This window comes from Luteolibacter sp. LG18 (genome assembly GCF_036322585.1).
Classification (GTDB): Bacteria; Verrucomicrobiota; Verrucomicrobiia; order Verrucomicrobiales; family Akkermansiaceae; genus Luteolibacter.
Genome location: NZ_AP024600.1, coordinates 288,414 through 314,259, shown reverse-complemented (window position 1 = coordinate 314,259; position 25,846 = coordinate 288,414). Strand labels below are relative to the sequence as shown.

Below are 25,846 nucleotides of genomic sequence, written 5' to 3'. Positions count from 1 at the left end.
CCATCTCCGGATCGCCTGTTCCTCCTCCCCCCAGCCGGGGAGCGGGCGTCCCTGCGTCATCCCCCCATCCCCCCAAACCATGAACCGCATCCCCCCTGCGATTCCCGTGGTGCAGCCCCCCCTGGCTGTTGCCCCGGAAACTAGGATAGCCACACAAACCAACGGCAGTTACACCCTCCGACATCGCCAGAGACCTTGGGTCGCCCACCAGAAGCTGGTTGCCATCAGCTTCCTGGGTGACGCGGGTGTCGTGATTCTGGCCCTGGTGGCAGCGTACCTCGTCCGGTTTGAAACCGGTCTCAAGCACATCGGTGTCGATCACCCCGGTGGCATGGACCTTCGCGCCTACCTCGGACACGTCGTGTTCGGCAGCGCGCTGATGATGTTCCTGCTCGCGAACTTCCGCCTGCATGATCCGCGCAATTACCTCGCGATCCGCCGCACGTTCAGCGTGATCGTGAAGTCCTGCGTGATTTGGTTCATCGGGTTCCTCGCGCTGGCTCTGGTGTTCAAGATCGATCCCGCGATCAGCCGCATCTATTGCGGCATCGGCTGCGTGATCGCCATGGGCCTGCTCATGGGCTGGCGTTGGTTCCTCTACTGCGTGCTGCGCCGCGAGTCGTTCGCGGACGCGCTGCGCCAGAAGGCGGTCTTCGTCGGCTGGAACGAGGAGTGTGCGCGTGCGGTGGCCCGCCTCACGGAAGGCCGTGCCCAGCGCATGGCGGTGGTCGGAGTGATCGCACCTCCGGGGGGTGGTCTCGAAGTGCAGCCGCCCGAGGATGTTCCCGTGCTCGGCGGCTACCACGACCTGCGGCCGGTGCTGCGCGAATCCGGTGCGGATCTGGTGATGGCGGTCGACGGGGTGCTCGACCGCGGCCAGATGGTCTCTCTGGCCGAGTGCTGCGGCAAGGAGTTCGTCGACTTCAAGCTGGTGCCGAACTGCTTCCAGATCCTCGTCTCCGGGCTCCAGCTCGAGAGTTTCCACGGCATGCCGGTGCTCGGGGTGGGCAAGCTGCCGCTGCACCACGCGTTCAACAACGCGCTGAAGCGGACCGTCGACATCTTCGGGGCGATGGTCGGCTTGCTGATGTCCGCGCCGATCGTCGCGTTCTTCTGTCTGATGGTGCGCCTCGAGTCCCGCGGGCCGGTGATCTACCGCCAGCGTCGCATCGGTCTGAATGGCAAGCCATTCGAGATCCTGAAGATCCGCAGCATGAAGCTCGACGCCGAGGCCTCCGGGGCTCCCGGCTGGACCGTGAAGGACGACCCTCGCCGCCTGCGCGTGGGCAAGTTCATGCGCGAGTGGAACATCGACGAGCTGCCGCAGTTCTGGAACGTGCTGCGGGGCGACATGAGTCTCGTCGGCCCGCGTCCCGAGCGCCCGGAGCTGATCGAGGGCTTCAAGGAAGAGATCCCGCACTACAATGTCCGCCACAACATCAAGCCGGGGGTCACCGGTTGGGCGCAGGTCAATGGCCTGCGCGGCGACACCTGCCTGCGCGAGCGCATCAAGTTCGACCTCGACTACATCGAGAACTGGAACTTCCTCCTCGATTTCCAGATCCTGATCCGGACTTTCGTGAATCGGAAAGGGGCTTGCTGACCGTGAAAACGGGGGTTTCCGGACCTGCCTGAATCCTGTAAGACCATGCAGTCCGCCGGAAACCCGCCGATGGAGATCTCCCCCGACGCCAGCCATGTCCGTCGCCGCGACCGCTCGATCCGTCTCGCGGTCGCGACGTCGTTGCTGTCGAAGGCGGGCACGGCGGGATTGCAGTTGCTGGCGATCCCGATCGCGGTCCGCGTGCTGGGGCGCGCGGAGTTCGGGATCTACACCAGTGTCACGCTGACGTTGACCACGGTGTCGTTGTTCGAGGTCGGGGTCGGGCCGGCACTCGCGCACGGACTGGCGAAGGCCTCGGCGTCCGCGGACCGGGATCAGGCACGCGCGCTGGCCTCGACCGCGTTTTTCGTGATGGTGGCGGTGGCGCTGGTGGTCGGCCTAGTGGCGTCCGCGGTGCTGTCGTTCATGCCGGTGGCGAATTTGTATGGGGAGGCATTCGCGGGGCAAGAGGGCGTGTTGCGGCCGGCCTTGTGGGCCGGGCTCGGGTTGTTCCTGTTGGTGTTCCTGTTGAATCTCACGGAGCGCATCCGTGAGGGTTATCTGGAGATTGCGACCACCAATGCCTGTGGGGCAGCGGGCAATGTGCTCGCCGCGCTGGCGGTGGGGATTGGCGTCCGGTTCATGCCACAGGTCTGGTTTCTGGTGTTGGCGATCCATGGTTCACTCGCGCTCGCGAAGCTGGTAAACACCGGGCTGTTGTGGCGGAAGCATCCGGAGGTGATGCCCTCGTGGAAGTGGTTCCGGCCGGGAATGGCGCGGTTGTTGATGGGGGACGGCCTCGCGTTTTCCACCTGCTGCCTGATCACCGGCGTGGTCGAATACAACGTGGTGGGCTGGATGGTGGGCCATGATGGCGGACCGGCGGCGGTGGCGCTCTACGGCGTTTTCATCAGCCTCACGATCATGCAGGCGGGCTTCGTGCTGATGATCAGCACGCCCACGTGGCCCGCGGTGGCGGAGGCATTGGCCCGCGAGGACGTGGGCTGGGCGCGGCGCGCGGCGGGTCGGCTCTATCGCTTTGGCGGTGGCTTCGCGCTGGCCTCGGCGGCGGGGCTGGTGGCCCTGGGGCCGTGGGTGTTCCCCTGGTGGCTGGGCCCGGAGTTCGCGGGGATCGGTCACGGCGTGTTCGCTTGCTACGCGTTCTATTTCCTGGCGCACATCTGGCGGCACCTGAACCACACGTTGATGATCGGCACCGGCCAAGTCGGGCGGATGGCACGGATCCAGTTGCTGGAGTCCGCCGTGGTGGCCGTGGCGGCGTGGCTGGGACTGCATTTTGGCGGCCTCAACGCGATGCTGCTGGCGATGGGCGGGGTGTTGTTTCTGATGACAGGCCGGATTCTGCCGGTCATGGTCGCGCGCGTGCTGCGCCGGTCCGAACCGGTGCCCGCTTCTCCCCCTCGTCCCGCATGATCCGCTTCGCTCCGGCTTGTTTGCTGCTGGTCGCTCCCGCCATGGCCGCGACGTGGGTGGTGGCACCCGGTGGCAACAACCAGGCCGCGGGCACGGACACGGCCCCGCTCGCTACCGTGGGAGAGGCGTTCAGTCGGGCGGCGAAGCGTGCGCCTGGCGACGCCGAGATCGTGCTGCACGCGGGCAATTATCCGGTAACCTCGACCCTGGAGATCGGGGCGAACCTCGCCTCGGATGCGCAAGGACGGCTCACGCTCCGCGGGGAGCCGGGAGCGATTTTGAGCGGTTTCCGGGCAATCCCCCAGGCCGCATGGAAGAAGCTGGATGCGGCCACGGCTGCGATGCTCCGGCCCGAGGTGAAGGCGAAGGTCGTGCAGGTGGCCTATTCCCAGATCGCCAGCGGGGATGCCGGTCGGCTGAGTCGCCGCGGTTTCAATGTCGCCGAGGTGCGTGAGACGCCGCCGGCGCTGCTGTTCATCGGCGGGAACGCCATGCCATTGGCAGCTTGGCCGGACAACGGCACGGTGAAGCCCGCGGCGATCGTCGATGCCGGTCCGACCCGCGATGGCGAGGGCGCGCGCGATTTTTACCGCCGTGGCGGGACCTTCCGTTTTGGGTCCGATCGCCTCACCGCCTGGGGCAAGGAGAAGAACCTGTGGGTGGACGGCATTTTCGGCTACGATTGGGAATGGAGCTTCAACCGGATCAGCAAGGTCAACCGGCTCACCAGCACCGTCACCTTGGCGAATGGCGAGGTCAGCGGCCTGCTGGGGGACGCGTGGCTGCATCCCGGCTTCCGGGTGGTGAATGCGGTCTCGGAGATCAGTGTGCCCGGCGAGTATTGCATCGATACCACCAAGCGGCGGCTGCTGTTGCTCCCGCCCGAAGCGGGTGATGCGTGGAAATCCTCCGCCTCGGTCCTGTGGACACCGGGGCCTCTGGTGCGGGTGAAATCTGCCACCGGGTTCACGCTGCAAGGCATGGTCCTGGAAGGTGCTCGGGACGGGCTGATGCAGGTCGAGGCCAGTTCGGACATCACGATCCGGGACACGACGTTCCGCCGCAATGGGGGCGACGGGTTGGTGGCCGAGGGAGAGGACATCCACATCAGCGACTGCCGTTTCGAAGCCTGCGGTGGCGCGGGCCTGCGCCTGACCGGCGGCGATCCGGTGGAGCTGACGCCGTCGGGAAGCGAGGTCAACCGCTGCCTGTTCCAGCGGAACGCGTGGTGGTCGCACGTCTTCAACGCATCGGTGGAGCTCGATGGCGTGGCGCATCAGGTCACCGATTGCCAGTTCGTCGATCTTCCCCACCTGGCGATCGAGGCGAAGGGAAACGACTTCCTGATCGCGGACAACCTGTTCCGCCGCACCTGCACCGATTTCCGGGACATGGGCGCGGTGTATCTGAACCTCGGCGAGAACCCGCTGCGGCGCGGGACGGTGATCGAGGGGAACTTCTTCGATGACATCGGCCGAGCCGGTGGCAGCCGCTCCGCGGTGTATCTCGACAACGCCACGATGGGCGTGACGGTCCACGGCAACCTGTTCCGGAACGTCGGGGCGGGTGGCGACGACTGGACCGTGATGATCCATGGCGGTGGCTACAACCGGGTCGAGCGGAACCTGTTCCTCGATTGTCCGGTGCCCTGTGAAACGGCGTTCCTGTTCGCCACCTGGGCGGCGGATCAATTGCCGGACTACCAGCGGAAATGGACCCTGGCGCTTGAGGGGCCCGCCGCCGATCCGGCGTTCCAAGAGTATCCCGAACTGGCCAATTTCGAAACCGAGGACCCGGTGCATCCTGCGGGCATCGTGGTGGCGGGGAATCTGGCGCTCACGAGTTCGGTCCCGCTGCCCTATGGACTGCTGAGAATCGAGGGCGGCGAGCCCGGCCATGTCCATGCCGCGGATAATATGGTGCAGGCCATTACGGCGGAGGCGGTGGATGGCTTGCTCTCCATCGAGGGACTGCCGGATTGGGCGGGAGAGATCTTGGATGATTGGCGGGAGTGAAGGAGCGGAGAATGTAGCCGGAAGCTCCGCTTTCGGAGTGTCTCCGCCAGCTCCAGTTGGCGGTGGCGGTCAGGCCAAACGATCTCCTTCCCCCGAAGAGGGAAAGCAGAGCTTCCCCCTACATTCTGAAAGCAAAGCTTTCAGCTACTCTCCCAGAGCCTCCCTCAGCTTCGCGGGCTTGTTGGTGGTGAGGTGATCGACGCCGAGCGCGAGGACCTTGCGGGCGGTTTTCATGTCATTGACGGTCCACGAGGTGAGCGGGCAGTCCAGCGACGCGAGCCATTCCGCGGACACCGGCGCGCGGCAATCGAACTGGAGGCCCTGGGCCCCGCAGCGTTCGAACTCGCTGGCGTAGGCGGCGGCCCGGGCGGGTTTCGAGATGCCCTTGAGCGAGTGGATCAGGTGGCTTTCGAACGAGGGCATCGCTTCCCGGCAGGCCGAAACGATCACCGGATCGAAGGCCATGAGCACGACCTGCTTCGGATCCGCACCATGTTGGCTCAGGACCTGTTTCAGCGGCTCGATGATCCGCAGCCGGGATTTGATTTCGATGAACAGCCGCTTTCCCGGGGGGAGAATTTCCAACACCTCCGTTAGCAGCGGAATCCGTTCCCCGGCGAACCGTTTGCCCTTCCACGAACCGACGTCGAGGCCCGCCAGCGTTTTCCAGTGGCAGCGTTCCACCCGGTGCTTGATCCCGGCGGTGCGCTTGGTGTCCGCGTCGTGGATGCAGATCACCTGCCCGTCGACGGTGACCCGAAAATCCCCCTCGATGCCGTCAGCCCCTTCTTCCCACGCCTTGCGGAAGGCGGCCAGGGTGTTCTCGGGGGCGGCGTCCGAGGCCCCGCGGTGGGCGATGAACAGGGGGCGGGGCATGACACTCCACTCTAACATCAACCGCCCGGCCCGCAAGCCGGTCAAATTCCGGCCGCTTGATTTTCAACGGGTCCTTTGCTACCGGTGGGAAGCCGGTGAACCGGCGCATGGTCATGAAACGACTTCCCTGGCTGGTGCTCGCCGCCGTCCTGCCGTTGTCCTCGTGCAAGGATCCGGCCAAGTTCACGCGCCCCACCGCCGAGGACATCGGGCGCTACCGGGCGGTCGCGCTGAACGATCTCAAATCGTCCTCCGCCGGGGAAACCTGCGCGATCCTGGTCTATGGTAGCGCCTCGGCGCTCGATGGCGGCGCGGCGGCCCCGGAGATGATCGTGGAAACTGCCGCCGGGCAGATGGTCACCGGATACCTGAAGACGATCGGTGCCACCGAGCTGGTCGTCTCGATCCCGTTCCGGGACGCGAGCGGGGTGATGACCCGGAAGGAGATCGTGGTGCCGCGGCGGATGGTGAAGGAGTTCCGCCTCAAGGAATAACTCCAGCCACCAGTGCGGCGAGGATGGTGTCGAGGCGGGCAAGGTTGTGTTCGCTACGATAAGTCTCGTAGTCGGGGTTCAACGGGCGGTCGTCCCAATCCTTTGCTTCGAAGATCCTCCGGATTGCCTCCAGCGCCTTGGTCGGATCGCCCTCCGGGATTGCCAGCCCGATGCGGTGGCGTTCCACCCGCGCGCCGATGCATTCGCCCGCCGTGGCCAGGGACGGGATGTTGAACTCGGCGGCCTTGGTCAGCGCGCCGCTGCTGCCCTCGAAGCCCTCGTAGGCGGTCCAGGCGATGTTGAAGGTGGAGAACAGCGAGTTGAACTCCGCATCGGTGCCGATCCGCTTCGCCGCGGGGTCGAAGTGGAGGTTGTCCAGCCCGCCCGATTGGACCCGCGCCACGATGCCATCGATGAACGCCTGCTCGTCCGGCTGGAAAAGGTGGCGGCCGAAGACACCGCCACAGACGAAGAACCAGGGCAGCTTCAAGCGATCCGCCTCCACCGCCACCTTCAGCAGCGTGAGCAGGCCCTTGCGCTTTTCCAGCCCGATCAGGCCGATGATTTTCCGCCCTCGGGCCTCGGCGAGCACGGTGCGGGCGAGCGCGGTGGGCTCCGGGGTGATCTCGGTGTTGGTTGCGTCCGGATAGGAAACGACGGGTTGGCCGGTGTAGGCTTCCAGCGAGCCGTTGAAGCGTTCGTCCAGCACGCCGATGCCGCGGCAAAGGTCGCTCCGCATCAGGGCGTCGCCCTTGGCGAGAAACCGGAGCTGGCGCTTGGGCGAGGGAGGCTCCGCGTGATGGTGGTTGCGGAGGTAGAGGCCGCTCCACGGTCGACCGAAGGTGGTGGCGGGCACCTGGGCGACGGGCAGGAACCGCAGGTAGCTGTCGAGGTAGGGGAAGTAGACCAAATCCGCGTGCCAACGGGTCAGCGCCTCGGCCTCGTCCAGGGCATTCGCGGCCCGCCGCCACCGTTGGAAGGTGCGCCATGGGTCGCCTTCGAAGCGGTTGCCGAACCAGCTCCGTTTTCCGGCCGGGAGGTGGTGCATCGAGATGCGTTCCGCTGCATCCGGGATGCCGCGGAAGGCCGCCGCGGTGATCGCGTCGGCGGTGGCTTCGGCGGGTTCGGGGCACAGCCCGATCACACGGGCCCCCGCTTTCAGGAACGACGTCGTGAACTGCGCGAAATACATCGGGTGGTGCCCGTACCACAGCGGGTCGATCAAGGCGATGGTCGGCGGTGGTCCGGCGTGCGCGTTCATCGGAGTGAGGCTGGAGGTGGTGTTTGCGCGGCGTGGATCCATGACGCGCGCACCATGAAGGCCTGCGGCAGACCGGCCATGACGCCGAAGATGATCGCGGCGAGGCGCTCGTCGAAGGGATTCGAGGTGACGCTTTCGCTCACCAGGCACAGCACCGCCACGAAGGGCAGGAACGCCAGCCATTGGTCCGGGCCGGGATCGGAAGCATTGGCGCGGGCGGCCCGCAGACTGGCGAACATGGTGCTGCCGAGCAGCAGCAGGTAGGCACCCACTCCGATCACGCCACCGGAGAACAGCGCGTAGGTCCACAACGAGTGGCCGGCGAACCACACCTCGTGGCCCAGCTCCATTTCCACCGGGTAGACCAGATGGATCTCCGGCATGTAGGCGGGGTCCCAGTAATACGTCGCGCCGATGCCCTTGCCGTGGAGGTAGTGGACCGGATCCTTGTTCAGGATGTGGAGGATCGCATCGGCCTCGGCGCGGCGGGTGAGGTAGGAGATGTCGGACTTCACATTGCGGTCCGAGGCGTGGTGGAACAGGCGCTCGTTCCAGCGCTCCACCAACGTGGGCTCCACCACGAACATCGCCGCCACGCCGAGCACGACCAACCCTCCTGCCACGGCCACCGGCATCAACCGGCGCGGGATCTCGCGGGCGCGGAACAGCCCCCACGCTATCCCGATCAGGTAGCAGAGGGAAACCGCGAGCGCCGAGGCGATCACGGGAAACAGCAGCGAGCGCGTCACGGTGATGAAGATCCCGGTGAACAGCACCCCGCAGCCGACCAGCAGCCGCCAGTCGAAACCACGCCGCAGCAGCACGCAGCAGCCGATCCACGCCGCCAGCCAGTTGTTCGCCGAGCTCTGGACCTCCACCCGCACGGTGTCCAAGGTCACGCCCTTGAAGAGGAAGCCCTGGGCGATCCGCCAGCAGATGTTGGTGCATGCGGCGACGAACACTGGAGCGACGATGCGTGAGGGCGTGATCCCCAGGCAGCCCGCGATGTGGGAGTTCATCATCCCGCAGAGGCACAGCACCAGCGGCAGGATGATCCGCAGCGAGTGTCCCGGTGCCACGCCTTGGAGAAAGGCATTGCCCAGCATGAAGCACAGGAACGCGCCCCACATCAGGAGCGTCCACGCGCCCGGGCGGGTCAGCAGATGACGCCAGCCGTGCCACAGGATCGCCAGTGTCGAGAGCCCGGACAAACCGAGGAACACGAGCTGGTCGAGACCGGCTCCGGCTCCTTCGGCGCGCGCTTCATCGGCGCGGTAGTCCAGGGCGAAGGAGAGCATGAAGACCCACAGCCACAGCTCCACCCGCCCCGCGCTGGCGGCGGCGGGCACCCGGACCGGATCGTCCCCGATGGTGGCGGCATCATTCATCGCGTGGCGAGATCCTCCAAGGCATGGGCCAGGGTTGAACCCCGGTCCTCCCAATGGAAAGCCGCGCGGCAGGCGAACAAGGCCCGGGCCGCGGCGGCGTTGAGAAATTCCAGGTCGTCGATGCGCGCGGCCACCACGTTCGCGAGGTCGGCCGGGGTCCGCGCCACGATGGCGTCCTGGCCGGGATCGACCGGCAGCCCGCTGAGCGCGGGTTCCAGCGCGGCGATGGGAAGCCCGCGGAAGATGTAGTCGAGCGCCTTCAGCTTGAAGCCGCCACCGAGTGCTTCCGGGATCAGTCCGATGCGGGCGTTGGACAGGTATTTGTCCATCGAGGGCACGTTGGCGTGGAACTCCGCCCACGGATACCGTTTGCCCAAGGCGGCGAAATAGGCGGGATCGGCCTTCCCTGCGACCACGAAGTGGATGTTGTGATGGCGGAACGGGCCATCCGCCGCGGCGAGGAACATTTCGAGGTTCCGTCGCTTCGCCAGCCATTCGAAGGCTCCCGCCAGCACCACGCGACGTGGGCTGCCCTTCACGATCGGTGGCGGGGTTTCCACCATCGGGCCCTTGTAGCCGGGCGGCAGGCAGATGGTGGGCTTCGACGGAAACTCGCGCTTGAAGAGGGCCTCATCCCGCGGGGTGATCGCGCTGATGAGGTCGGCGCGTTCGCAGACCGCGCGTTCCAGCCGGGCGTATTTCCAGGCATCCCACGCGAGCGCGGCGCGGAACGGGGGCGAGCCGCCGCGTTCCGAAGCCACCTGCTTGCGCACGGTCGCCTCGTGGTTGTGGGCCAGGTAGGCGACCTTCGGGCGTCCGGGCTCGGGCAGGTGTTTCAGCACCCAGCCGCAGGCGGCCTGGTCGATGATGACCCAGTCCCAGTGGCCTTCCTCGGAGAGCGTCTCGAGGCTGTCCCGCATCGTGAAATTGCCCAGCCGCCAGGCGTCGCTCGGCAGGCGGGAGAACAGTCCGCCGAGACGGCCCTTTGGAATCCAGCCGTGGAGTTCCCAGCGCAGCTTCGGATCGGGCGGTTCCTCCGGTGTGGTGGCGGCGCGGTGGGCCAGCACCGTGACCTTGAATCCCGGATGGGCGGAAAGGGCGCGCAGCAGGCCGCGGGTGTAGATCAACTCGCCGCTGTCGGAAGGGCGCGGGTCCTGTCGGGTGATCCAGAGGCAGCGCATCGGGAGTCGGGTGGCTGAAGGTGGTGGCGTGCCGCCGCGGAACCGTCAGGCCTGTTTCGCGAGGATCGCCTCGAAGGTGGTGGCCGTGGGGCCGATGGAAAAAGTCTTTTCGGCGTAGGCGCGGGCATTGCGCCCGGTTTCCACGCGGCGTGGAGTATCTGTTAGGAGGGTGCCTGCTGCCGAGATAAATCCGTCGAGATCATGCGGCTCCACGGTCACCCCCGCGCCCTCGTCGCGGGTGATGCGGGCGGCCAGGTTGTCGTGCGGCACGGCCAGCAGCAGCGGCCGGCCGGCGCAGAGGTAGCTGAGGGTTTTCGAGGGCACCGAGAAGGTGCCCGCGGCCGGTTCCAGGATGCCCACCAGCACGTCGCCGGTGGCCAGCACCTGTGGCAGCTCGGCGAAGGGTTGGTAGGGCAGGATCACCAGGTTCGGCAGCGTGTCTCCGGCTTCCTTCCTCAGCCATTCCGCGCCGATGCCCTCGGACACCACCACCACGCGCACCTTCGGGTCGCCGGAAAATTTCCTAGCCAGCTCCAGGATCAGCGCCGGGTTGTGTTTCATCCCGATGGTGCCGGAGTAGAGGTAGACGAACTTGTCGTGGAGATCGTGGCGGCGCGCCCAGGCGTTGTCCTTGTCGTGCATCGGCAGCTCCTCGATGAGGGCCCAGTTCGGCACCACCGCCACCCGGTTCGGAGCCACGCCGAATTCCCCGGCGAGGATCGGACCGAAGTCGCCGGTGATCGCCACGATTCGCGAGCTGCGGCGGAATTGGCGTCCTTCCAGGAACCGGTACCACGCGCCCACGGCATGGCCGATGCCCGGCATCTTTTTCCGCAGCAGCTTGTCCACCGCCAGGCTGTAGAAGTCCTGGAGCCAGTAGTAGAAGCGGCCGCCTGCGGCGAGGGTGGCGCGGGTGATCGGCTCCTGGACCTCGGTGGGGGTGTTGCCGGAAAGGACGGCGTCCGGTTTCCACTCGCGGATGAAGGCGGCGGCGCGCTTGCCGTAGCCGATCTCCATGCTGCGGCGGCGGAGGAAGGAGTACTTGTAGCGCGGATAATCCGGATCCATCGGGATCTCATGGAACGCCAGCCCGGGCGCGTCCGTGTCCCGGCGTTTCAGATCTCCACGCGGGGTTTGCAGGTCGCTGGCGAACACGTGCGCGACCTCATGTCCGCGCGCGGCCAGCTCTCGGCTCAGCGCGGTCGGAAAAGCGTGACCGGCGTAGTCGTGGATCAGGATTCTCATGCAAGGGGGGGAGAACGGCTCCGGGTTGGGGGAAGTGAGCCATCCGCCTTCCATTTAACGCGCGCGGGCGATCCGGCGCAATCCTACGGGAAGACGTTACCGGACTTGGCCCGTTATTTCGCAATCTCCAGGCAGGCCAGCGCGAGCGGCAGCCGCTTGGCCGCCAGATCCTGGGTGGGCATGTCGATGTTGAGGGCGAAGGGCGTCGTTTTCCCGTCTGCGGTTTCCAGCCACCCCACCAGCCAGCCGAGCTGGGGCTTGCTGTTGGTGGACCAGCCGGTCTTGTAGCGGACGGTGGCGGTGCCGAGCGCGGTTTTCGGGAGGATCTCCTTCACCCCGGCCACGGCGGCATCGGAAACCGGGAGCTGCCCGCGCAGCAGGCGGCCGAGGAAATCGACCTGCTCCACCGGCGAGATTTCCAGCGGGCCATCGAGCCAGAAGCGGTCGACCACTTGGCCGATCCGGCCGTTTCCATAGTGGAGTTTCGTCACCGAGGCCTGCATCCGCTCCAGGCCCACCCGCCGCGCCAGTTCCTGATAAATGGGCACGGCGGACAGCGGCATCGCTTCGCGCAGTGGCATGTCGTGCTCCCATTCCTTCATCCACTGCGGTTTGCCGCCGTAGGGCAGCACTTCGTCGATGGTTTTGACGGCTCCGGTCTCCAGTCCGATGACGGTGTTCGCGATCTTGAAGGTGGAGGCCGGGATCTCGCGTTTCTTTGCCCGGGCGGGGTTCCAGACCTTCAGGGGACCGGTCGCAGGGTCCCCGAACACGAAGGTGCCGGTGAGGGATTCCTTTCGGAAAGGGGCTTCCAGGGACGCGAGGTTCTGAAGCACGGGTTCCGCGGTGACGACTTCGTTAGGAAAGGCCATCGCCGGAAACAACAAAACGCAGGAAAATGCGAGAACACGCCACATTCTTGGACCCGATACGGTCGAAAAACCCCAAAACAAGCGGGATCGCGTGAATTTCGGGGCCGAGGACGATTGAAAAATCGGCTCTTCACCCCTGCTTGACGGCATGCGGGCTGCTTGCATAATCGCCCGGCCGGGCGGGCCATTGGGGTTCGCTCATCGCATCGCCTCCCAATTGCCGCAAGGCACCCTACACACCATGACCACCATCGCCATCAACGGCTTCGGGCGCATCGGCCGCCTCGTGTTCCGCGCCCTCGTCGAGCAGGGCCACCTCGGCAGCACCTTCAACGTCGTCGCCGTGGGTGACATCGTGCCGGCCGACAACCTCGCCTACCTGCTCAAGTACGACTCCACGCAGGGCAAGTTCGCCGGCACCGTTTCCTCCAAGAAGTCCTCCCCGGAGCTGGAAGAAGACGACGTGCTCGTGGTCAACGGCCACGACATCAAGGTCGTGAGCGCCCGCACCCCGGATGGCCTTCCCTGGAAGGAACTCGGTGTCGAGGTCGTCATCGAGTCCACCGGTCTCTTCACCGCCGCTGACAAGGCCAAGGGCCACATCGTCGCCGGTGCCAAGAAGGTGATCATCTCCGCCCCGGCTTCCGGTGAAGACGCGACCTTCGTGGTGGGCGTCAACGACGATCAGTACGATCCGTCCAAGCACCACATCATCTCCAACGCGAGCTGCACCACCAACTGCCTCGCCCCGCTGGTGCACGTCCTCCTCAAGGAAGGTTTCGGCATCGAGGAAGGTCTCATGACCACCGTCCACTCCTACACCGCCACCCAGAAGACGGTGGACGGCCCGTCCAAGAAGGACTGGAAGGGTGGCCGCTCCGCCGCGATCAACATCATCCCGTCCACGACCGGCGCCGCCAAGGCTGTCGCCCTCGTGTGCCCGGAAGTGAAGGGCAAGCTCACCGGCATGTCCTTCCGCGTGCCGACCCCGACCGTTTCCGTGGTGGACCTCACCGTGAAGACGACCAAGGAAACCTCGCTCGCCGAGATCAAGGCCGCCATGAAGAAGGCCGCCGACACCTACCTCAACGGCATCCTCGCCTACACCGAGGACGAGGTCGTCTCCACCGACTTCATCCACGACAACCACTCCTCGATCTTCGACGCCGGTTCCTCCATCGAGCTGAACTCCACGTTCTTCAAGCTCGTGAGCTGGTACGACAACGAGTGGGGCTACTCCAACCGCGTGATCAACCTCCTCTTCGACGTCGTCAAGAAGGGTCTCTGATCCCCGGCTGACGCCTGATTTCAAAACGGCGGTCCGGTGCTCCGGGTCGCCGTTTTTGCGTTCCACAAGAGGGCTTGCGAAAAGCAAATGGTTCTGGCGAGGAGGGCCGGAAGCGTGTTAGATGGCAACGATGAGGTTCCATCTGCCCGGATTGCGTGGGAAGTTCGTTGCGGCGCTGTTGATCGCCGCGGCGGTGCCGCTGGTGGTGGGGCTGATCGTGCTGGAAACCATCGCCTACCGGGGGATGGTGCGGGAGCGCGGGAAGATGCACCAGATGGAGGCGCTGACGCTGGTGCAGGCGATCCAGCAGGCCTCGAACGAGGAGGGTAAGCTCTTCGCCACCTGGCAGGACGCGGATGCCGCGCTGGTGGAGTTCCTCACGGCAAAGAACCGCGAGCTTTCCAGCCGGGACATCCGCGAGGTGCGGGAGGAAACACGGAGCATCGATGCCTCGTGGCCGTCGTGGGACGTGAACGAGCCGCGCATCCAGGCGACGATCCGGAACCGCGGCGCGGATAGCCTGCGGGAGTTCCTGGCGATCCACCCGGAGGTGGCCGAGGCGCTGGTGACCGACAAGGAGGGTCGGCTGGTGGCCACCAATGAGAAGACCAGCGACTACGACCAGGCGGACGAGGCGTGGTGGCAAAAGGGGCGGGCGCTGCCGAAGGGGCAGGTCTGGACGGATGTGCTGGAGTTCGACGAGAGCTCGCGGGTGTTTTCCCAGGACGTGGTGGTGCCGCTTTACGATGGCGCGGCCTTCGCCGGGGTCGCGAAGATGTCGGTGGACATCACCTCGCTGTTCCGGACGCTGGGATTCGATGGCGAGGCGAAGGGCGAACGCTGGGAAATCGTGCTGCCGGACGGGCGGATCCTGGCCAGCTCTCGGAGTGGCTTTGTCTCGCTGAAGGAATCGGTCGATGCCGACACGCTGTGGGAAATCACCAAGGGCGGCCGCAGCGGTACGGTGCGGCGGGAGGAGGCCGGGGAGTCCCGGCTGTGCGGGTTCATGAAGCTGGGTGAGGAGGGTGGAAAGCCCGGTGGCTACGTGATTTTTTCGTCACGCAGGGACGAGGTGGTGGCTCCGCTGCGAAGGAATCTGGCGTGGGTGGGTGTCGGCTCGGCGCTGCTGGTCGGGCTGTGCGCGCTGGCGGGGTTTGCCTTCATCCGGCGGAAGGTGCTCGCCCCGCTGGAGGTGCTGGGACGGGCCGCGCGCTCGATATCCGCCACCGCGCGGCTGCATCAGGGCGATCGTCCGGATGAGGCGGTGGTGAAGGCGAAGCGGGCCGCGGCGGAGGAGGATCTGCAGCGGATCCAGGCGATCCGGACCGGCGACGAGGTGGAGGCCTTGGCCGGGGATCTGGCGGTGATGACCTCGCGGGTGCTGCGTTACCAACGCGAGCTGGAGGAGGAGGTTTCGGCGAAGACCTCGGTGATTCAGGAGGATCTGGAGATGGCCCGGCAGTTCCAGAACGCCCTGCTGCCCTCCGGGTATCCGGACGTGCCACCGGCGGAGGTGGAAGCCGCACTGCGGCTGAAATTCGCGCATTTCTACCAACCGGCCTCGACGGTGGGCGGTGACTTTTTCGACCTGATCGAATTGGGCGACGATTGCGCCGGGGTGCTGATCGCGGATGTGATGGGCCACGGAGCGCGGTCGGCGCTGGTGACGGCGATCCTGCGGGCGCTGGTGCGGAACAGCACCGAGCAGGCGCGGGACCCGGGAGCGTTTCTCAGCGAGCTGAACCGGCACCTGCACGAGGTGATCGCCCGCAGCGGCCAGACCCTGTTCGTGACGGCGTTTTTCCTGATCCTGGACACCCGGAATGGCAAGGTGTCGTGGGCGGTGGCAGGGCATCCGGCACCCCTGCGGGTGCGCCGTGGAAGCGGCCGGACTCCCGAGCCGCTGTGGGCCGATCCGCCCCGCCAGCCCGCGCTGGGGCTGATGCCGCGGGCCGCCTACCACACCACCGAGTCCCCGCTGCGGACGGGAGATGTCTTTTTGCTCTACACGGATGGGGCGGTGGAGGCGGAAAATCCGGCCGGGGAGGCCTTCGGGGTCGACCGGCTGGCGAAGTGCTTCGATGAGGCGCTGGACGGCCCGATGGCGGCCATGCCGGCGAAAATCGTCTGCGAGGTGACGGCCTTCCAGCGGCGGGCGCAATACGATGACGATGTGTGCCTGGTCGCCGTGGAAGCCGGGAACGGGGGGATGGTGGTGCCACGCGGGGCTTGACTTGGCGGGGGCGCTCGGGCGGGATTTGCCCCGCATGGCCAAACTCTCGATCCGCGATCTCGATGTACAGGGCAAGGAAGTCCTGATGCGTGTGGACTTCAACGTCCCGCTCAAGGACGGCGTCATCACCGATGACACCCGCATCCAGGCCGCAGTGCCTTCGATCAAGCACCTGCTCGCCGGTGGTGCGAAGCTCGTGCTTTGTTCCCACCTCGGCCGCCCGTCCGGCCCGGAAGCGAAGTATTCGCTCGCTCCCGCCGCCGCCCGCCTCGCCGAGATCCTCGGCCAGGAGGTGAAGCTCGCCCCGGATTGCATCGGTGCCGATGCCGCCGCCCTCCGCGCCGCGCTCCAGTCCGGCCAGGTGCTGCTGCTGGAAAACACCCGCTACCACGCCGCGGAGGAAGCCAATGACGCCGCCTTCGCCAAGGAGCTGGCCGGCAGCGCCGAAATTTTCGTGAACGATGCCTTCGGCACCGCCCACCGCGCCCACGGTTCCACCGAAGGCGTGACCCACTACGTTTCCAAGAGCGCCATGGGCTTCCTCATGGAGCGCGAGCTGGAATACCTCGTCGGCAAGCTGGAAAGCCCGGAGCGTCCGTTCCTCGTGATCATGGGGGGCGCGAAGGTGTCCGACAAGATCCAGGTCATCAATGCCCTGATGGAGAAGGCGGACGCCTTCATCATCGGCGGTGCGATGGCGAACACCTTCCGCAAGGCCCAGGGCTACCAGACCGGCAACAGCCGCGTCGAAGCCGACAAGCTCGACCTCGCCCTCAGCATCCTCGCCACCGCGAAGGAGAAGGGCGTGAGCTTCCTGCTTCCGGCCGACACCCGCGTGACGCAGGAGTTCAAGGAAGGCGCCACGACCCAGGTCACCGATCCCTATGAAAAGGGCGGCTTCACCCCGGAAGGCTGGGAAGGCATCGACATCGGCGACGTCGCGATCGACGAGTTCACCGCCGAGGTCGCCAAGGCCAAGACCATGATCTGGAACGGCCCGATGGGCGTGTTCGAGCTCGATTCCTTCGCCAAGGGCACCAAGGCGATCGCCGAGGCGATGGCCGCCAGCACCGGCGTCACGATCGTCGGCGGCGGCGACTCCGTCACGGCCGTGAACAAGTTCGGCCTCGACGACAAGATGACCTTCATTTCGACCGGTGGCGGTGCCTCGCTCGAACTTCTCGAAGGCAAGGAGCTGCCCGGCGTCGCCGCGCTCTCGATTGCCTGAATGATTCCGCGGGCCTTCACGTCGAAGGCCCGCACCCCCGTGAAAAAGCCTCCCTTTCCCCGTATGAGCCGCAAGCCGATTTTCGCCGCAAACTGGAAGATGAACAAAGGTCCGTCCGAAGCGGAAGACTTTGTGAAGAGCATCCTTTCCAAGATCCAGAACCAGCCCTTTTCCTGCGATGTGGTGATCGCTCCGGCTTACATCGCCCTGCCGAAGGCGGCGGAGGCGTTGAACAACCACCACGGCATCGCCATCGCCGCGCAGAACTGCTCGCAGTTCGACTCCGGTGCCTACACCGGCGAGGTCAGCGTGGTCATGCTCCGTGAGCTGCTGGTCCACTACGTGATCCTCGGCCACAGCGAGCGCCGCGCGATCTACGGCGAGACCGACGAGGTCATCAACGCCAAGCTCAAGAAGGCCCGCGAGGCCAACCTGCGCCCGATCTTCTGCATCGGCGAAACGCTCCAGGAGCGCGAGGCCGGCAAGCTGGAGTCCGTGCTCCGCACCCAGATCACCGAAGGCCTCAAGGGCTTGTCCGAAAAGGACATGACGGAAACCGTCGTCGCCTACGAGCCCGTCTGGGCGATCGGCACCGGCGTCACCGCCACCTCCGAGCAGGCCCAGGAGGCCCACGCTTTCGTCCGCTCGGTGATCGCGGACATCTACGGCCCGGAAACCGCCGCCAAGGTCCGCATCCAGTATGGCGGCAGCGTGAAGCCGAACAACGCCGCCGAGCTGATGGCCTGCCCGGACATCGATGGCGCGCTCATCGGCGGTGCCTCGCTCGATCCCCAGAGCTTCCTCGACATCATCCACAACGGCACGGTAGAGAAGTGACCATGATCCGGTCGCTTCTCGTCCTGCTCGGCGTGGCCTTGCTCGCTTCCTGTGCCTCCACCCCCGGCAAGGACTGGGGGACGGGGGATCCGCTCGAGCAGATCGCCGAGCCCCATCGGGGCGGTCCTGAACTCCACGGGGAAATCGGGGTCGATACGCAGGTGGGGTTCTGAGGAATCATTGGAGAGGGAAGATCCGGTTGCTGGATTTACAATCCGGCAACCGTAGGAGTCCGGTGATGTCGGACCTTTCCTTGAATGGACAGCCGGACCCGTTGTGGGAGCGCTGGCTTGAGCTTTCGAGAGTGCGTGCCGAGGAGCAGGATCATGAGGTTCCGCCTTGGCAATCGACGAATGGGAGGGTGAGAACCGCTTGGCTGGATCTCACCCAACCCGGGAACTTGGCGGCGCTGGAGGTTTGGGGGGCTGCCCTTGGAGAGATGAACCCGGTGGCAGCAGAGGCGTCGCAGAAGGCAATCGAGGTCTGCCGGGAACGATCTTCCGGACAGGCTGGGTGAGAGGGGTGGCGATTTTACCGCTCGATGAATTCCAATAGGCGGGGGGATGCTTCGTTTTGAAAGCGGACCCGCAGCAGCTTTTCCGCGGCATCGTGGTCGAAGGTGGTAAGCGGCTGTCCGCCTAGCAGGACGCTCTTCGGGGCTTGTTCGCAGGCGATCAGCACGATGGCATCTGTGTTGCCGACTCCCTCCACGGTCCAAGCGGGGTGTCCCTTGTTGGGAGCGGGCAGGGCCTTGCAGGCGGAGGCGAGGATCCGGGTGCCGGTTCCGGTGAGCTTGTCCAGATCCATCAGGAAGCAGCGGCTGCCGGGCGCGAGGTCGACGGTTCGCCGGATCTTCAGTTCCGGATCGAAGATATCCACCAAGCGTCCGCGCAGGGTTTTCACCTCGCCGCCGATGCTTTCATCGAGGCCCGCCCCGATCCAGTAGGGGCCGCGGCGCAGGGCGAGGTGGTTGGTTTCCCTCCACGTGCCGCCGCCTCGTTCGACGGCTTTTCGGATGACGGAGGCGAGCAGCGCATCCGCCTCCACGCTGAGGGCGAGGCCCACGGGATTCCGCTTCAGCCAGATCACCGCACCCTTGCCGATGGGAGCTTCGTTGGTGTTGGCGAAATCCTCGTCCTTCACGCCGAGCGTTTGGAAAAGGTGCTGACGGGGCAGGGTGGTGGTCTTCCCGCCCTCGTTCCACCACTCCTTCACGCGGTTGTAGGGATCGGAGTCGTCGTCGATCATCACCAGCACGCCGCCTTGTTCCACCCACGCGGCCAGCGGTGCGTGGACCTCCGCGCTCATCGGCTTCTGGCCTTGGTAGCTCAGCATCAGGACCTTCATGCCATCGAGGAAACCGGCGTGCGCGATGTTCTCCAGTTGCACCGGCGTGACCGGGATGCCGCGTTTCACCATCGGCAGCGCCTGTCCGTAGAAATGCGCCATGTTGGGATCGCTCGGCGTCGGTTGCTCGCGCTGGAACATCAGCGAGTCGCTGACCAGCACTCCGATCCCGGGGGTGCCGGCCTCCCATTGGAGGTCCGGCTGCTTCATGCTGTTGAGCGCGTTCATCACCACCTGGAGTTCCGTGGCATAGTCGGGCGGAATCGACTTCCGGTCTTCCGGCTTGGCACTCTTCGGATACTTTCCCCCGAAGATCCGCTCCGGCCACGGCGCAACCTCATAGCTGGAAACATCCGGCTGGAGCAGGGAGGCCACCAGGGTCGATTCCCAGTTGGTGCGGTAGTCGGTCCAATCGTGCCGCGGATTGTCCTCCACCGGATCGTTCAGATACCAGACGCCCCGGCCGGTGGCGCGGACGAGGTTCTGCATCGCTCCGTATTCCAGGAAGGCGGTTTCGAAGGTGCGCTCCTTGCCGACGCCGCGGAAATGGTTCGGCGTGCGGGAGGTGCCGGTCCAGACTTGGGCGATGTAGCCGTCGCAGCCGTTGAGCGTCGCCAGGCTCGATTGCGGGCTGACGATGCACCAGTGGGCGTAGTTGATCAGGCTGTGGGTCGGGACGTAGCAGCGGACCTTTGAACCGGTCTTCCGGTTGAACTCCTGGACGTGGTCGAACACCTGCTGCAACGCACGACGATAAAGATAGTACTTCAGCTTCGAGGATCGCCACTGGCCGTCCACGGAGAGGTGCGGCGGCTGCCAGGGTTCCTGGTAGTAGTCCTGCCACTCGCGCTTGAAAGCTTCCGAGTAGCCCGCGCGGGCCCAGAATTCCGGCTCCTCCAGATGGATCGCCTCGGCTCCGGCATCGAGTGCGCGCTGCACGCCGGTAGCGAGATAGGTGCCGTAGTTCGAGGTCGGGCACATGTAATAGACATCCCCGCCGTGGCCGATCTTTTTGCCGTTCTTGTCGGTCTGGGCATTGTCCTCGTGGTTCACTCCATCGAAGCGGCCATAGAGATAGTCCTGGTAATTGCCCCAGGCCACGCCGGTCATCACATGGACCCGGTAGCCTCGTTCCCGCCAGCTCTTGATCCGGTCGGGGAGCCCCGCGTCGATGCCATAGACCAGAGCGACGTCGGAACGCAGGTTGCCGTTGGAATTCCAGGCTTCGGAGGTCTGGAAACACGTGCGTTCCGCGACGGCGGCCGGGTCGCTTGGAAATGGCGGAGGAGACTCGGCGCGGGCGAGCACCGGGAGGGCCAGCAGGGCGGTGGAAAAGAAGGCGGGTAAACGCATGAGCACGGGGAAATACCGCCCTGGAAACCGGATTCTTCCGCGGAATAACCCATTGGAATTGCTTGGTTTCCCGGTTCCGGAAACTCGTGCGGTTGCCATTTGCCGCGGTCTCGGCTACCCAACCGCTCCACCGCATGACTGACGCCCCGACCGAAGCCGCCGCCAAGCACCTGGAAGTGATCGCCCGTGAGACCGGGATCAACGCCCGGTCCGTTGCCGCCACCGCCAAGCTGCTTGCCGAAGGGGGCACCGTCCCGTTCATTTCCCGTTACCGCAAGGAGCAGACCGGTTCGCTCGATGAAGTTCAGATCACCACGATCCGTGACCGCATGCTCCAGCTCGCGGAACTCGACTCCCGCCGCTCCGCGATCCTGAAGTCCCTGGAGGAGCGCTCGCTGCTTACGCCGGAGCTGAAGAAGAAGGTTGAGGCCGCCGCCACCATGACCTCGCTGGAGGACGTGTTCGCACCCTACCGCCCGAAGCGCCAGACCCGTGCCACCAAGGCGAAGGAGCGCGGCCTCGAACCGCTGGCCGATTGGATTTTCGAAAACCAGAACTCGGACCCGGCCGAGGAGGCCACGAAGTTCGTGGACGCCGAGAAGGAGGTGCCGACCGCGGACGACGCCCTCGCCGGTGCCCGCGACATCATCGCCGAGCGGGTGACCGATGACGCCGCGCTGCGCGGCCGTGCCCGCCAGCGCTATGAGGAGGAGTCCACCGTGTCCTCGAAGGTGATGTATGGGAAGGAAGAGGACGCGGAAGCCGCGAAGTTCCGCGACTACTTCGAGTGGAGCGAGCCATTCAAAAACATCCCGTCCCACCGCATGCTGGCGATCCGCCGTGGTGAAAAGGAAGGGTTCCTCCTCATGCGCGTGGAGGTCCCGCTGGAGCGCGTGACCGGTCTGGCGATGTCGGATTGGGTGAAGGGCTCGGGCAAGTCCGCGGACCAGGTCCGCATGGCCGTCGAGGACGGCTGCAAGCGCCTGCTCATGCCGTCCATGGAGACGGAAATGCGCCTGCTCGGGAAGAAGCGCGCCGACGAGACCGCCATCCAGGTGTTCGCCGAAAACCTCCGTGAGCTGCTGCTGGCCTCGCCGCTCGGCGAGAAGCGCCTGCTCGCCATCGACCCCGGTTTCCGCACCGGCTGCAAGACCGTCGTCCTCGACCGCTCCGGCAAGCTCCTCCACAACACGGTCATCCACCCGACCGCTGGCTCGAACACGCAGCTCTACGAGGCGGCCGTGGAACTCACGACCCTCATCAAGAAGTTCGATATCGAAGCCATCGCGATCGGCAACGGCACCGCCAGCCGTGAAACCGAGGCCTTCGTGAAGAAGCTCAAGCTGCCGTCCTCCATCGCCGTGGTGATGGTGAACGAGAGCGGAGCCTCGATCTACTCCGCTTCCGAAGTGGCCCGCGAGGAATTCCCGAACCACGATGTCACCGTGCGCGGCGCGGTCAGCATCGGCCGCCGCCTGATGGACCCGCTCGCCGAACTGGTGAAGATCGATCCGAAGTCGATCGGCGTGGGCCAGTATCAGCACGACGTCGACCAGCGCGCGCTCAAGGCCAGCCTCGATGACACCGTGATCAGCTCCGTGAACGCCGTGGGCGTGGAGCTGAACACCGCGTCCAAGCAACTGCTCTCCTACGTCTCCGGCCTGAACAGCTCGCTCGCCGAGAACATCGTCGCTTTCCGCAACGAGAACGGCGCCTTCACCTCCCGCGCTGATCTGAAGAAGGTGCCGCGCCTCGGTGACAAGGCCTTCGAACAGGCCGCCGGCTTCCTCCGCGTGCGCGGTGGCGGGCATCCGCTGGATTCCTCCGCGGTGCACCCGGAGCGCTATCCGCTCGTCGAGCGCATGGCCTCCGATCTCGGCTGCAAGGTGGGCGAGCTCATCGGCAACGAGGCGCTCCACAAGAAGGTCGACCTCCAGAAATACGTCGAGGGCGACGTCGGCCTGCCAACCCTGCGCGACATCCTCGCCGAGCTTGGCAAGCCGGGCCGCGACCCGCGCGCGAAGTTCGAGCTGTTCGAGTTCGCCGCCGGCGTCGAGAAGCCCGCCGACCTTTCCCCGGGCATGAAGCTGCCGGGCATCGTGACCAACGTGACCGCCTTCGGGGCCTTCGTGGATGTCGGCGTGCACCAGGACGGCCTCGTCCACGTCAGCCAGCTTTCGGACCAGTTCGTCCGCGACGCCAGCGAGGTGGTGAAGGTCGGCCAGAAGGTCAATGTCACCGTCGTCGAGGTCGACCTGAAGCGGAACCGCATCGCGCTTTCGATGAAGTCGAAGCCGGAGATGGAAAACCGCCGCAGCGCTCCGGGCGACCGCGATGACAACCGCCGCGGTGGCGGTGGTGGCGGCCAGCGCTTCCAGCGCGACTCCCGCCCGCAGCAGGGTGGCGGTGGTGGTGGCAACGACTGGTTCAGCCAGGCGATGAACAACGCCAAGAAGAAGTAATCCCGAAACGGGGGAAGCTTGAGTCCGGTCGGGATCGAATCAATATCCACAGGCCGGACCAAGCAAAGGGATGAAAAGACTGACGCTCCATATTCTCGCCATCTTCCTGTGTTCGGTCGTGTTCGCGCCGATCTGGGTGGCGGGCAGGAATGTATGGGTCTTCGTGGGCGATCCCCAGTCCCCGATGCTCGATGTGTCCCTCTTCGTGGCTGGGTTGCTGATGCTCTTGTTCAGCGTGACGGTGCTCGCACCGGTGGCCTCCATTTCCGTGTATTTGAACGAGCACCGGTTCGATTTTCCCGTTTGGCTGGAGCCAGCGGTGGTGATTGGCATTCTCGCCGTTTATCTCGCGCCGGTGGCCTGGTTGGTCGGGCGTTCGTGGTTACCGGCTTATCTTGGCTTGCTGCTTTTTCTCGTGCTCCCGGTCCTCCTGTATTGGGCCATGTTGAGGGCGGGTTTTCTCGACCGATACGAGGTTTGAAGCCTGGGGATTGGGGTGGCTTCCTGCCCCCGGGAGTGCCGGAGCTGTCCCGGAAGCTGCCTTCGATTGTTTATTGCCCGCGACGCTGGCTCCCGTTAGCGTCGCGGCATGCGTTTGAAATCCGCTCTCCTCTCCCTGCTTGTTTCCTGGTCCTCGGCCCTGCCGTTGGTGGCCGCGGTTTCGATGCCTGCCGAACCCAATGCGGGGCTCACCAAAAAGGCCGAGGGACCGGCCAAGGACGCCCTTGAAGCCTTCAAGGACGGCCGTTTTGCGAAGGCCGTGGAGCTGGCGAAGCCGCTGGTGGAGCAGGGCAATGGCGATGCCCTCTATCTGATGGGTTATGCCCATGAAACCGGCCAGGGCGCGGATGCCTCGAAGGAGAAGGCGCTGGAGTTTTACAAGAAGGCGGCTGCCACCGGCCAGAAGGACGCCACCTACCGCATGTCCTTCATCCTGCTCGCTTCGGAGGACGAGAAGGAGCGCACCCAGGGCCGCGAGGCACTGGAGAACGCCGCCAAGGACGATCCGGCCGTGGCCGGCCGCATCCTGGGCGAAGCCTGGCTGCGCGGCCGCCTGAGCAAGGAGCCGGATTACGAGAAGGTCCTCTTCTGGTGGGGCCGCGCCGCGGACGCCGGTGATCCGCCGTCCCTGATGCTGCTGGCCCGCCTTTACGAAGGCCAGTTCGGGTTCCCGGAGAAGAAGGACCTGAAGAAGGCCAATGACACCTACCGCAAGGCCGCCGGTCTCGGCGACGCCGGTGCCATGGTGGCGCTCGGTTCCCGCCTGCTCAATGGCCCCGAGGCCAATCGCAACGAGAAGGAAGGCCGCGAGTGGATCAAGAAGGCCATCGAGGCCAAGGAATACTCCGCCTATCTGGCGCTCGGCGATTTCGAGGAAAACGTGAAGAAGGACCCGAAGGCCGCGCTTGAGACCTATCGCAAGGGCGATGATGCCGGTCAGGTGGATTGCACGCTCCGCACCGCCCAGGCCTATCTCGAAGGCAAGGGCACCGAGAAAGACGAGGACCGCGGGGTGAAGCTGCTGGAAAAGGCGGCGACGGCGGGCAGCGCTCCGGCCCATCTCCGTCTCGCCGTGTCGCGGCTCTCGCTTGAGAAGCCCGCTCCCGCCGATCTTTCGATCGGCTACGGCCACCTCCTGTCCGCCGCCGCGGGTGGTTTGCCGGAAGCGCAGAACGAGCTCGCCCTGTTCTATCTCTCCCAGAAGCTCGGTGGCGTCGCCGATCCGGTGGCCGCCGTCGCCTGGCTGACCCGCTCGGCGCAGGGCGGCTATGCTCCGGCGCAGAACAACCTGGCCACCATGTATGAGCGTGGTGCGGGTGGCGTGCAGCAGAACATGGCCAATGCGGGGCAGCTTTACTCGCTGGCCGCGAACCAAGGTCACGGCCCGGCCACCTTCGCGCTCGCGCGTTTGTTCGCCACCGGCACCGGGATCAAACAGGATCTCCCGAAGGCCTGGGCGCTGGCCACGCTGGCGGCCGAGCGCAAGCAGGAGGAAGGTGAGAAGCTCGCGAAGGAACTGGATGCCAAGTTCACCCCCGAGCAGAAGGCCGAGGCCAAGAAGGCGCTCGAGGACATCAAGTCCGACAAGCCCGCTCCGAAGGCGGAGGCTCCGAAGAACGGCAATGGCGCGAAGCCGGCCGCGGGCAAGCCGTGAGCCACGAGGTTATTCCACCGGACACGCTCCTGGGGGCCTACGCCCAGGGCGTGTTTCCGATGGCGCATGAGGGCGAGATCCTGTGGTTCTCGCCTGAAATGCGCGGAGTCATCCCGCTGGACAGGCGGTTCCACATCCCGCACGGCCTGAAGCGGGCCCTGCGAAAGCATCCCTTCGAGATCCGTTGGGACACGGCCTTCCGCGAGGTGATGACGGGTTGCTCGGAGCGTCCGGAGACGTGGATCGATCCACGGATCGTGGAAAGCTACTGCGCCCTGCACGAACGGGGATTCGCCCACTCGGTGGAGTGTTGGGACGACGAGGGATTGCAGGGTGGTCTCTACGGCGTGGCCCTAGGGCGGGCGTTTTTCGGGGAGAGCATGTTTTCCCGGAAGACGGACGCTTCGAAGATCGCGCTCGTCCATCTGGTCGAGCGATTGCGCACACACGGGTTCACGCTGCTTGATACCCAATGGCTGACCAGCCACCTCGCCACCTTCGGCGCGTTCGAGGTGCCCCGGAAGGCCTATCTAAAGCTCCTGAAGGAGGCGCTCACGGACCTTCTCAAGTGAGG

General features: G+C 65.6%; 20 protein-coding genes. 13 read left to right on the top strand and 7 right to left on the bottom strand.

The window, feature by feature from the left end:
* The first annotated feature begins 79 nt into the window (after positions 1–79).
* Genes llg_RS01300 through llg_RS01290 form a run of 3 tightly spaced genes read left to right on the top strand, consistent with a single transcriptional unit; the run spans position 80 to position 5,052 of the window.
* Positions 80–1,603, top strand: a complete 1,524-nt coding sequence (locus tag llg_RS01300; RefSeq protein WP_338287705.1) for an exopolysaccharide biosynthesis polyprenyl glycosylphosphotransferase — start codon at positions 80–82, stop codon at positions 1,601–1,603.
* 45 nt (positions 1,604–1,648) lie between these two features.
* Positions 1,649–3,037 (top strand): hypothetical protein, encoded by a 1,389-nt coding sequence (locus tag llg_RS01295; protein ID WP_338287704.1) that lies wholly within the window; start codon positions 1,649–1,651, stop codon positions 3,035–3,037.
* Entirely contained in the window at positions 3,034–5,052 is a 2,019-nt protein-coding gene (locus tag llg_RS01290; RefSeq protein WP_338287703.1) for a right-handed parallel beta-helix repeat-containing protein, read from the top strand. Before llg_RS01295 ends, llg_RS01290 begins: the two co-directional genes overlap by 4 nt.
* A 144-nt stretch (positions 5,053–5,196) precedes the next feature.
* Here llg_RS01290 and llg_RS01285 read toward each other — a convergent pair whose 3' ends face one another.
* Positions 5,197–5,928: a glycerophosphodiester phosphodiesterase family protein gene (locus tag llg_RS01285; protein ID WP_338287702.1), complete on the bottom strand. Its 732-nt coding sequence runs from the start codon at positions 5,926–5,928 to the stop codon at positions 5,197–5,199.
* 113 nt (positions 5,929–6,041) lie between these two features.
* Here llg_RS01285 and llg_RS01280 point away from each other — a divergent pair, with 113 nt between their 5' ends.
* Positions 6,042–6,422, top strand: a complete 381-nt coding sequence (locus llg_RS01280) for a hypothetical protein (RefSeq protein ID WP_338287701.1) — start codon at positions 6,042–6,044, stop codon at positions 6,420–6,422.
* On the opposite strand, the gene llg_RS01275 is transcribed toward llg_RS01280, so the two are convergent.
* The 5 genes from llg_RS01275 to llg_RS01255 form a co-directional block, all read right to left on the bottom strand.
* Positions 6,412–7,725, bottom strand: coding sequence for a hypothetical protein (locus llg_RS01275; protein ID WP_338287700.1), 1,314 nt, complete (start codon positions 7,723–7,725; stop codon positions 6,412–6,414). The two genes, llg_RS01280 and llg_RS01275, sit on opposite strands and share 11 nt — an antisense overlap.
* Positions 7,680–9,071 carry a hypothetical protein gene (locus llg_RS01270; RefSeq protein WP_338287699.1) on the bottom strand — a complete coding sequence of 464 codons (1,392 nt, stop codon included), beginning with the start codon at positions 9,069–9,071 and terminating at the stop codon, positions 7,680–7,682. The genes llg_RS01275 and llg_RS01270 overlap by 46 nt, the downstream gene beginning before the upstream one ends.
* The gene (locus llg_RS01265) at positions 9,068–10,252 is read right to left on the bottom strand and encodes a glycosyltransferase (protein ID WP_338287698.1); all 1,185 of its coding nucleotides are present in this window, start codon (positions 10,250–10,252) and stop codon (positions 9,068–9,070) included. Before llg_RS01265 ends, llg_RS01270 begins: the two co-directional genes overlap by 4 nt.
* A gap of 45 nt (positions 10,253–10,297) precedes the next feature.
* Positions 10,298–11,497 carry a glycosyltransferase family 4 protein gene (locus tag llg_RS01260; protein WP_338287697.1) on the bottom strand — a complete coding sequence of 400 codons (1,200 nt, stop codon included), beginning with the start codon at positions 11,495–11,497 and terminating at the stop codon, positions 10,298–10,300.
* 113 nt (positions 11,498–11,610) lie between these two features.
* Positions 11,611–12,369: a penicillin-binding transpeptidase domain-containing protein gene (locus llg_RS01255; protein ID WP_338287696.1), complete on the bottom strand. Its 759-nt coding sequence runs from the start codon at positions 12,367–12,369 to the stop codon at positions 11,611–11,613.
* Between the two features lie 241 nt (positions 12,370–12,610).
* Between llg_RS01255 and gap the strand changes: the two genes are divergently transcribed.
* The 5 genes from gap to llg_RS01230 all read left to right on the top strand — a co-directional run bounded on the left by gap (position 12,611) and on the right by llg_RS01230 (position 18,128).
* On the top strand, positions 12,611–13,657 hold the full coding sequence (gene gap / locus llg_RS01250; protein ID WP_338287695.1) for a type I glyceraldehyde-3-phosphate dehydrogenase: 1,047 nt from the start codon (positions 12,611–12,613) through the stop codon (positions 13,655–13,657).
* Positions 13,658–13,787: 130 nt separating this feature from the next.
* Positions 13,788–15,890 (top strand): SpoIIE family protein phosphatase, encoded by a 2,103-nt coding sequence (locus tag llg_RS01245; RefSeq protein ID WP_338287694.1) that lies wholly within the window; start codon positions 13,788–13,790, stop codon positions 15,888–15,890.
* 34 nt (positions 15,891–15,924) lie between these two features.
* Positions 15,925–17,118 carry a phosphoglycerate kinase gene (locus llg_RS01240; protein ID WP_338287693.1) on the top strand — a complete coding sequence of 398 codons (1,194 nt, stop codon included), beginning with the start codon at positions 15,925–15,927 and terminating at the stop codon, positions 17,116–17,118.
* Positions 17,119–17,181: 63 nt separating this feature from the next.
* Positions 17,182–17,955 (top strand): triose-phosphate isomerase, encoded by a 774-nt coding sequence (gene tpiA, locus llg_RS01235; protein ID WP_338287692.1) that lies wholly within the window; start codon positions 17,182–17,184, stop codon positions 17,953–17,955.
* A 2-nt stretch (positions 17,956–17,957) separates the two neighbouring features.
* On the top strand, positions 17,958–18,128 hold the full coding sequence (locus llg_RS01230) for a hypothetical protein (protein ID WP_338287691.1): 171 nt from the start codon (positions 17,958–17,960) through the stop codon (positions 18,126–18,128).
* A 358-nt stretch (positions 18,129–18,486) separates the two neighbouring features.
* Here llg_RS01230 and llg_RS01225 read toward each other — a convergent pair whose 3' ends face one another.
* Complete coding sequence (locus llg_RS01225; protein WP_338287690.1) at positions 18,487–20,655, bottom strand: hypothetical protein; 2,169 nt, start codon at positions 20,653–20,655, stop codon at positions 18,487–18,489.
* Between the two features lie 134 nt (positions 20,656–20,789).
* On the opposite strand from llg_RS01225, the gene llg_RS01220 reads away from it, so the two are divergent.
* The 4 genes from llg_RS01220 to aat all read left to right on the top strand — a co-directional run bounded on the left by llg_RS01220 (position 20,790) and on the right by aat (position 25,844).
* Entirely contained in the window at positions 20,790–23,117 is a 2,328-nt protein-coding gene (locus llg_RS01220; protein WP_338287689.1) for a Tex family protein, read from the top strand.
* 70 nt (positions 23,118–23,187) lie between these two features.
* Positions 23,188–23,598 carry a hypothetical protein gene (locus tag llg_RS01215; protein ID WP_338287688.1) on the top strand — a complete coding sequence of 137 codons (411 nt, stop codon included), beginning with the start codon at positions 23,188–23,190 and terminating at the stop codon, positions 23,596–23,598.
* 108 nt (positions 23,599–23,706) lie between these two features.
* Positions 23,707–25,272, top strand: coding sequence for a tetratricopeptide repeat protein (locus llg_RS01210; protein ID WP_338287687.1), 1,566 nt, complete (start codon positions 23,707–23,709; stop codon positions 25,270–25,272).
* Between the two features lie 59 nt (positions 25,273–25,331).
* Positions 25,332–25,844, top strand: coding sequence for a leucyl/phenylalanyl-tRNA--protein transferase (aat, locus tag llg_RS01205; RefSeq protein ID WP_345789212.1), 513 nt, complete (start codon positions 25,332–25,334; stop codon positions 25,842–25,844).
* The last annotated feature ends 2 nt before the right edge of the window (positions 25,845–25,846 follow it).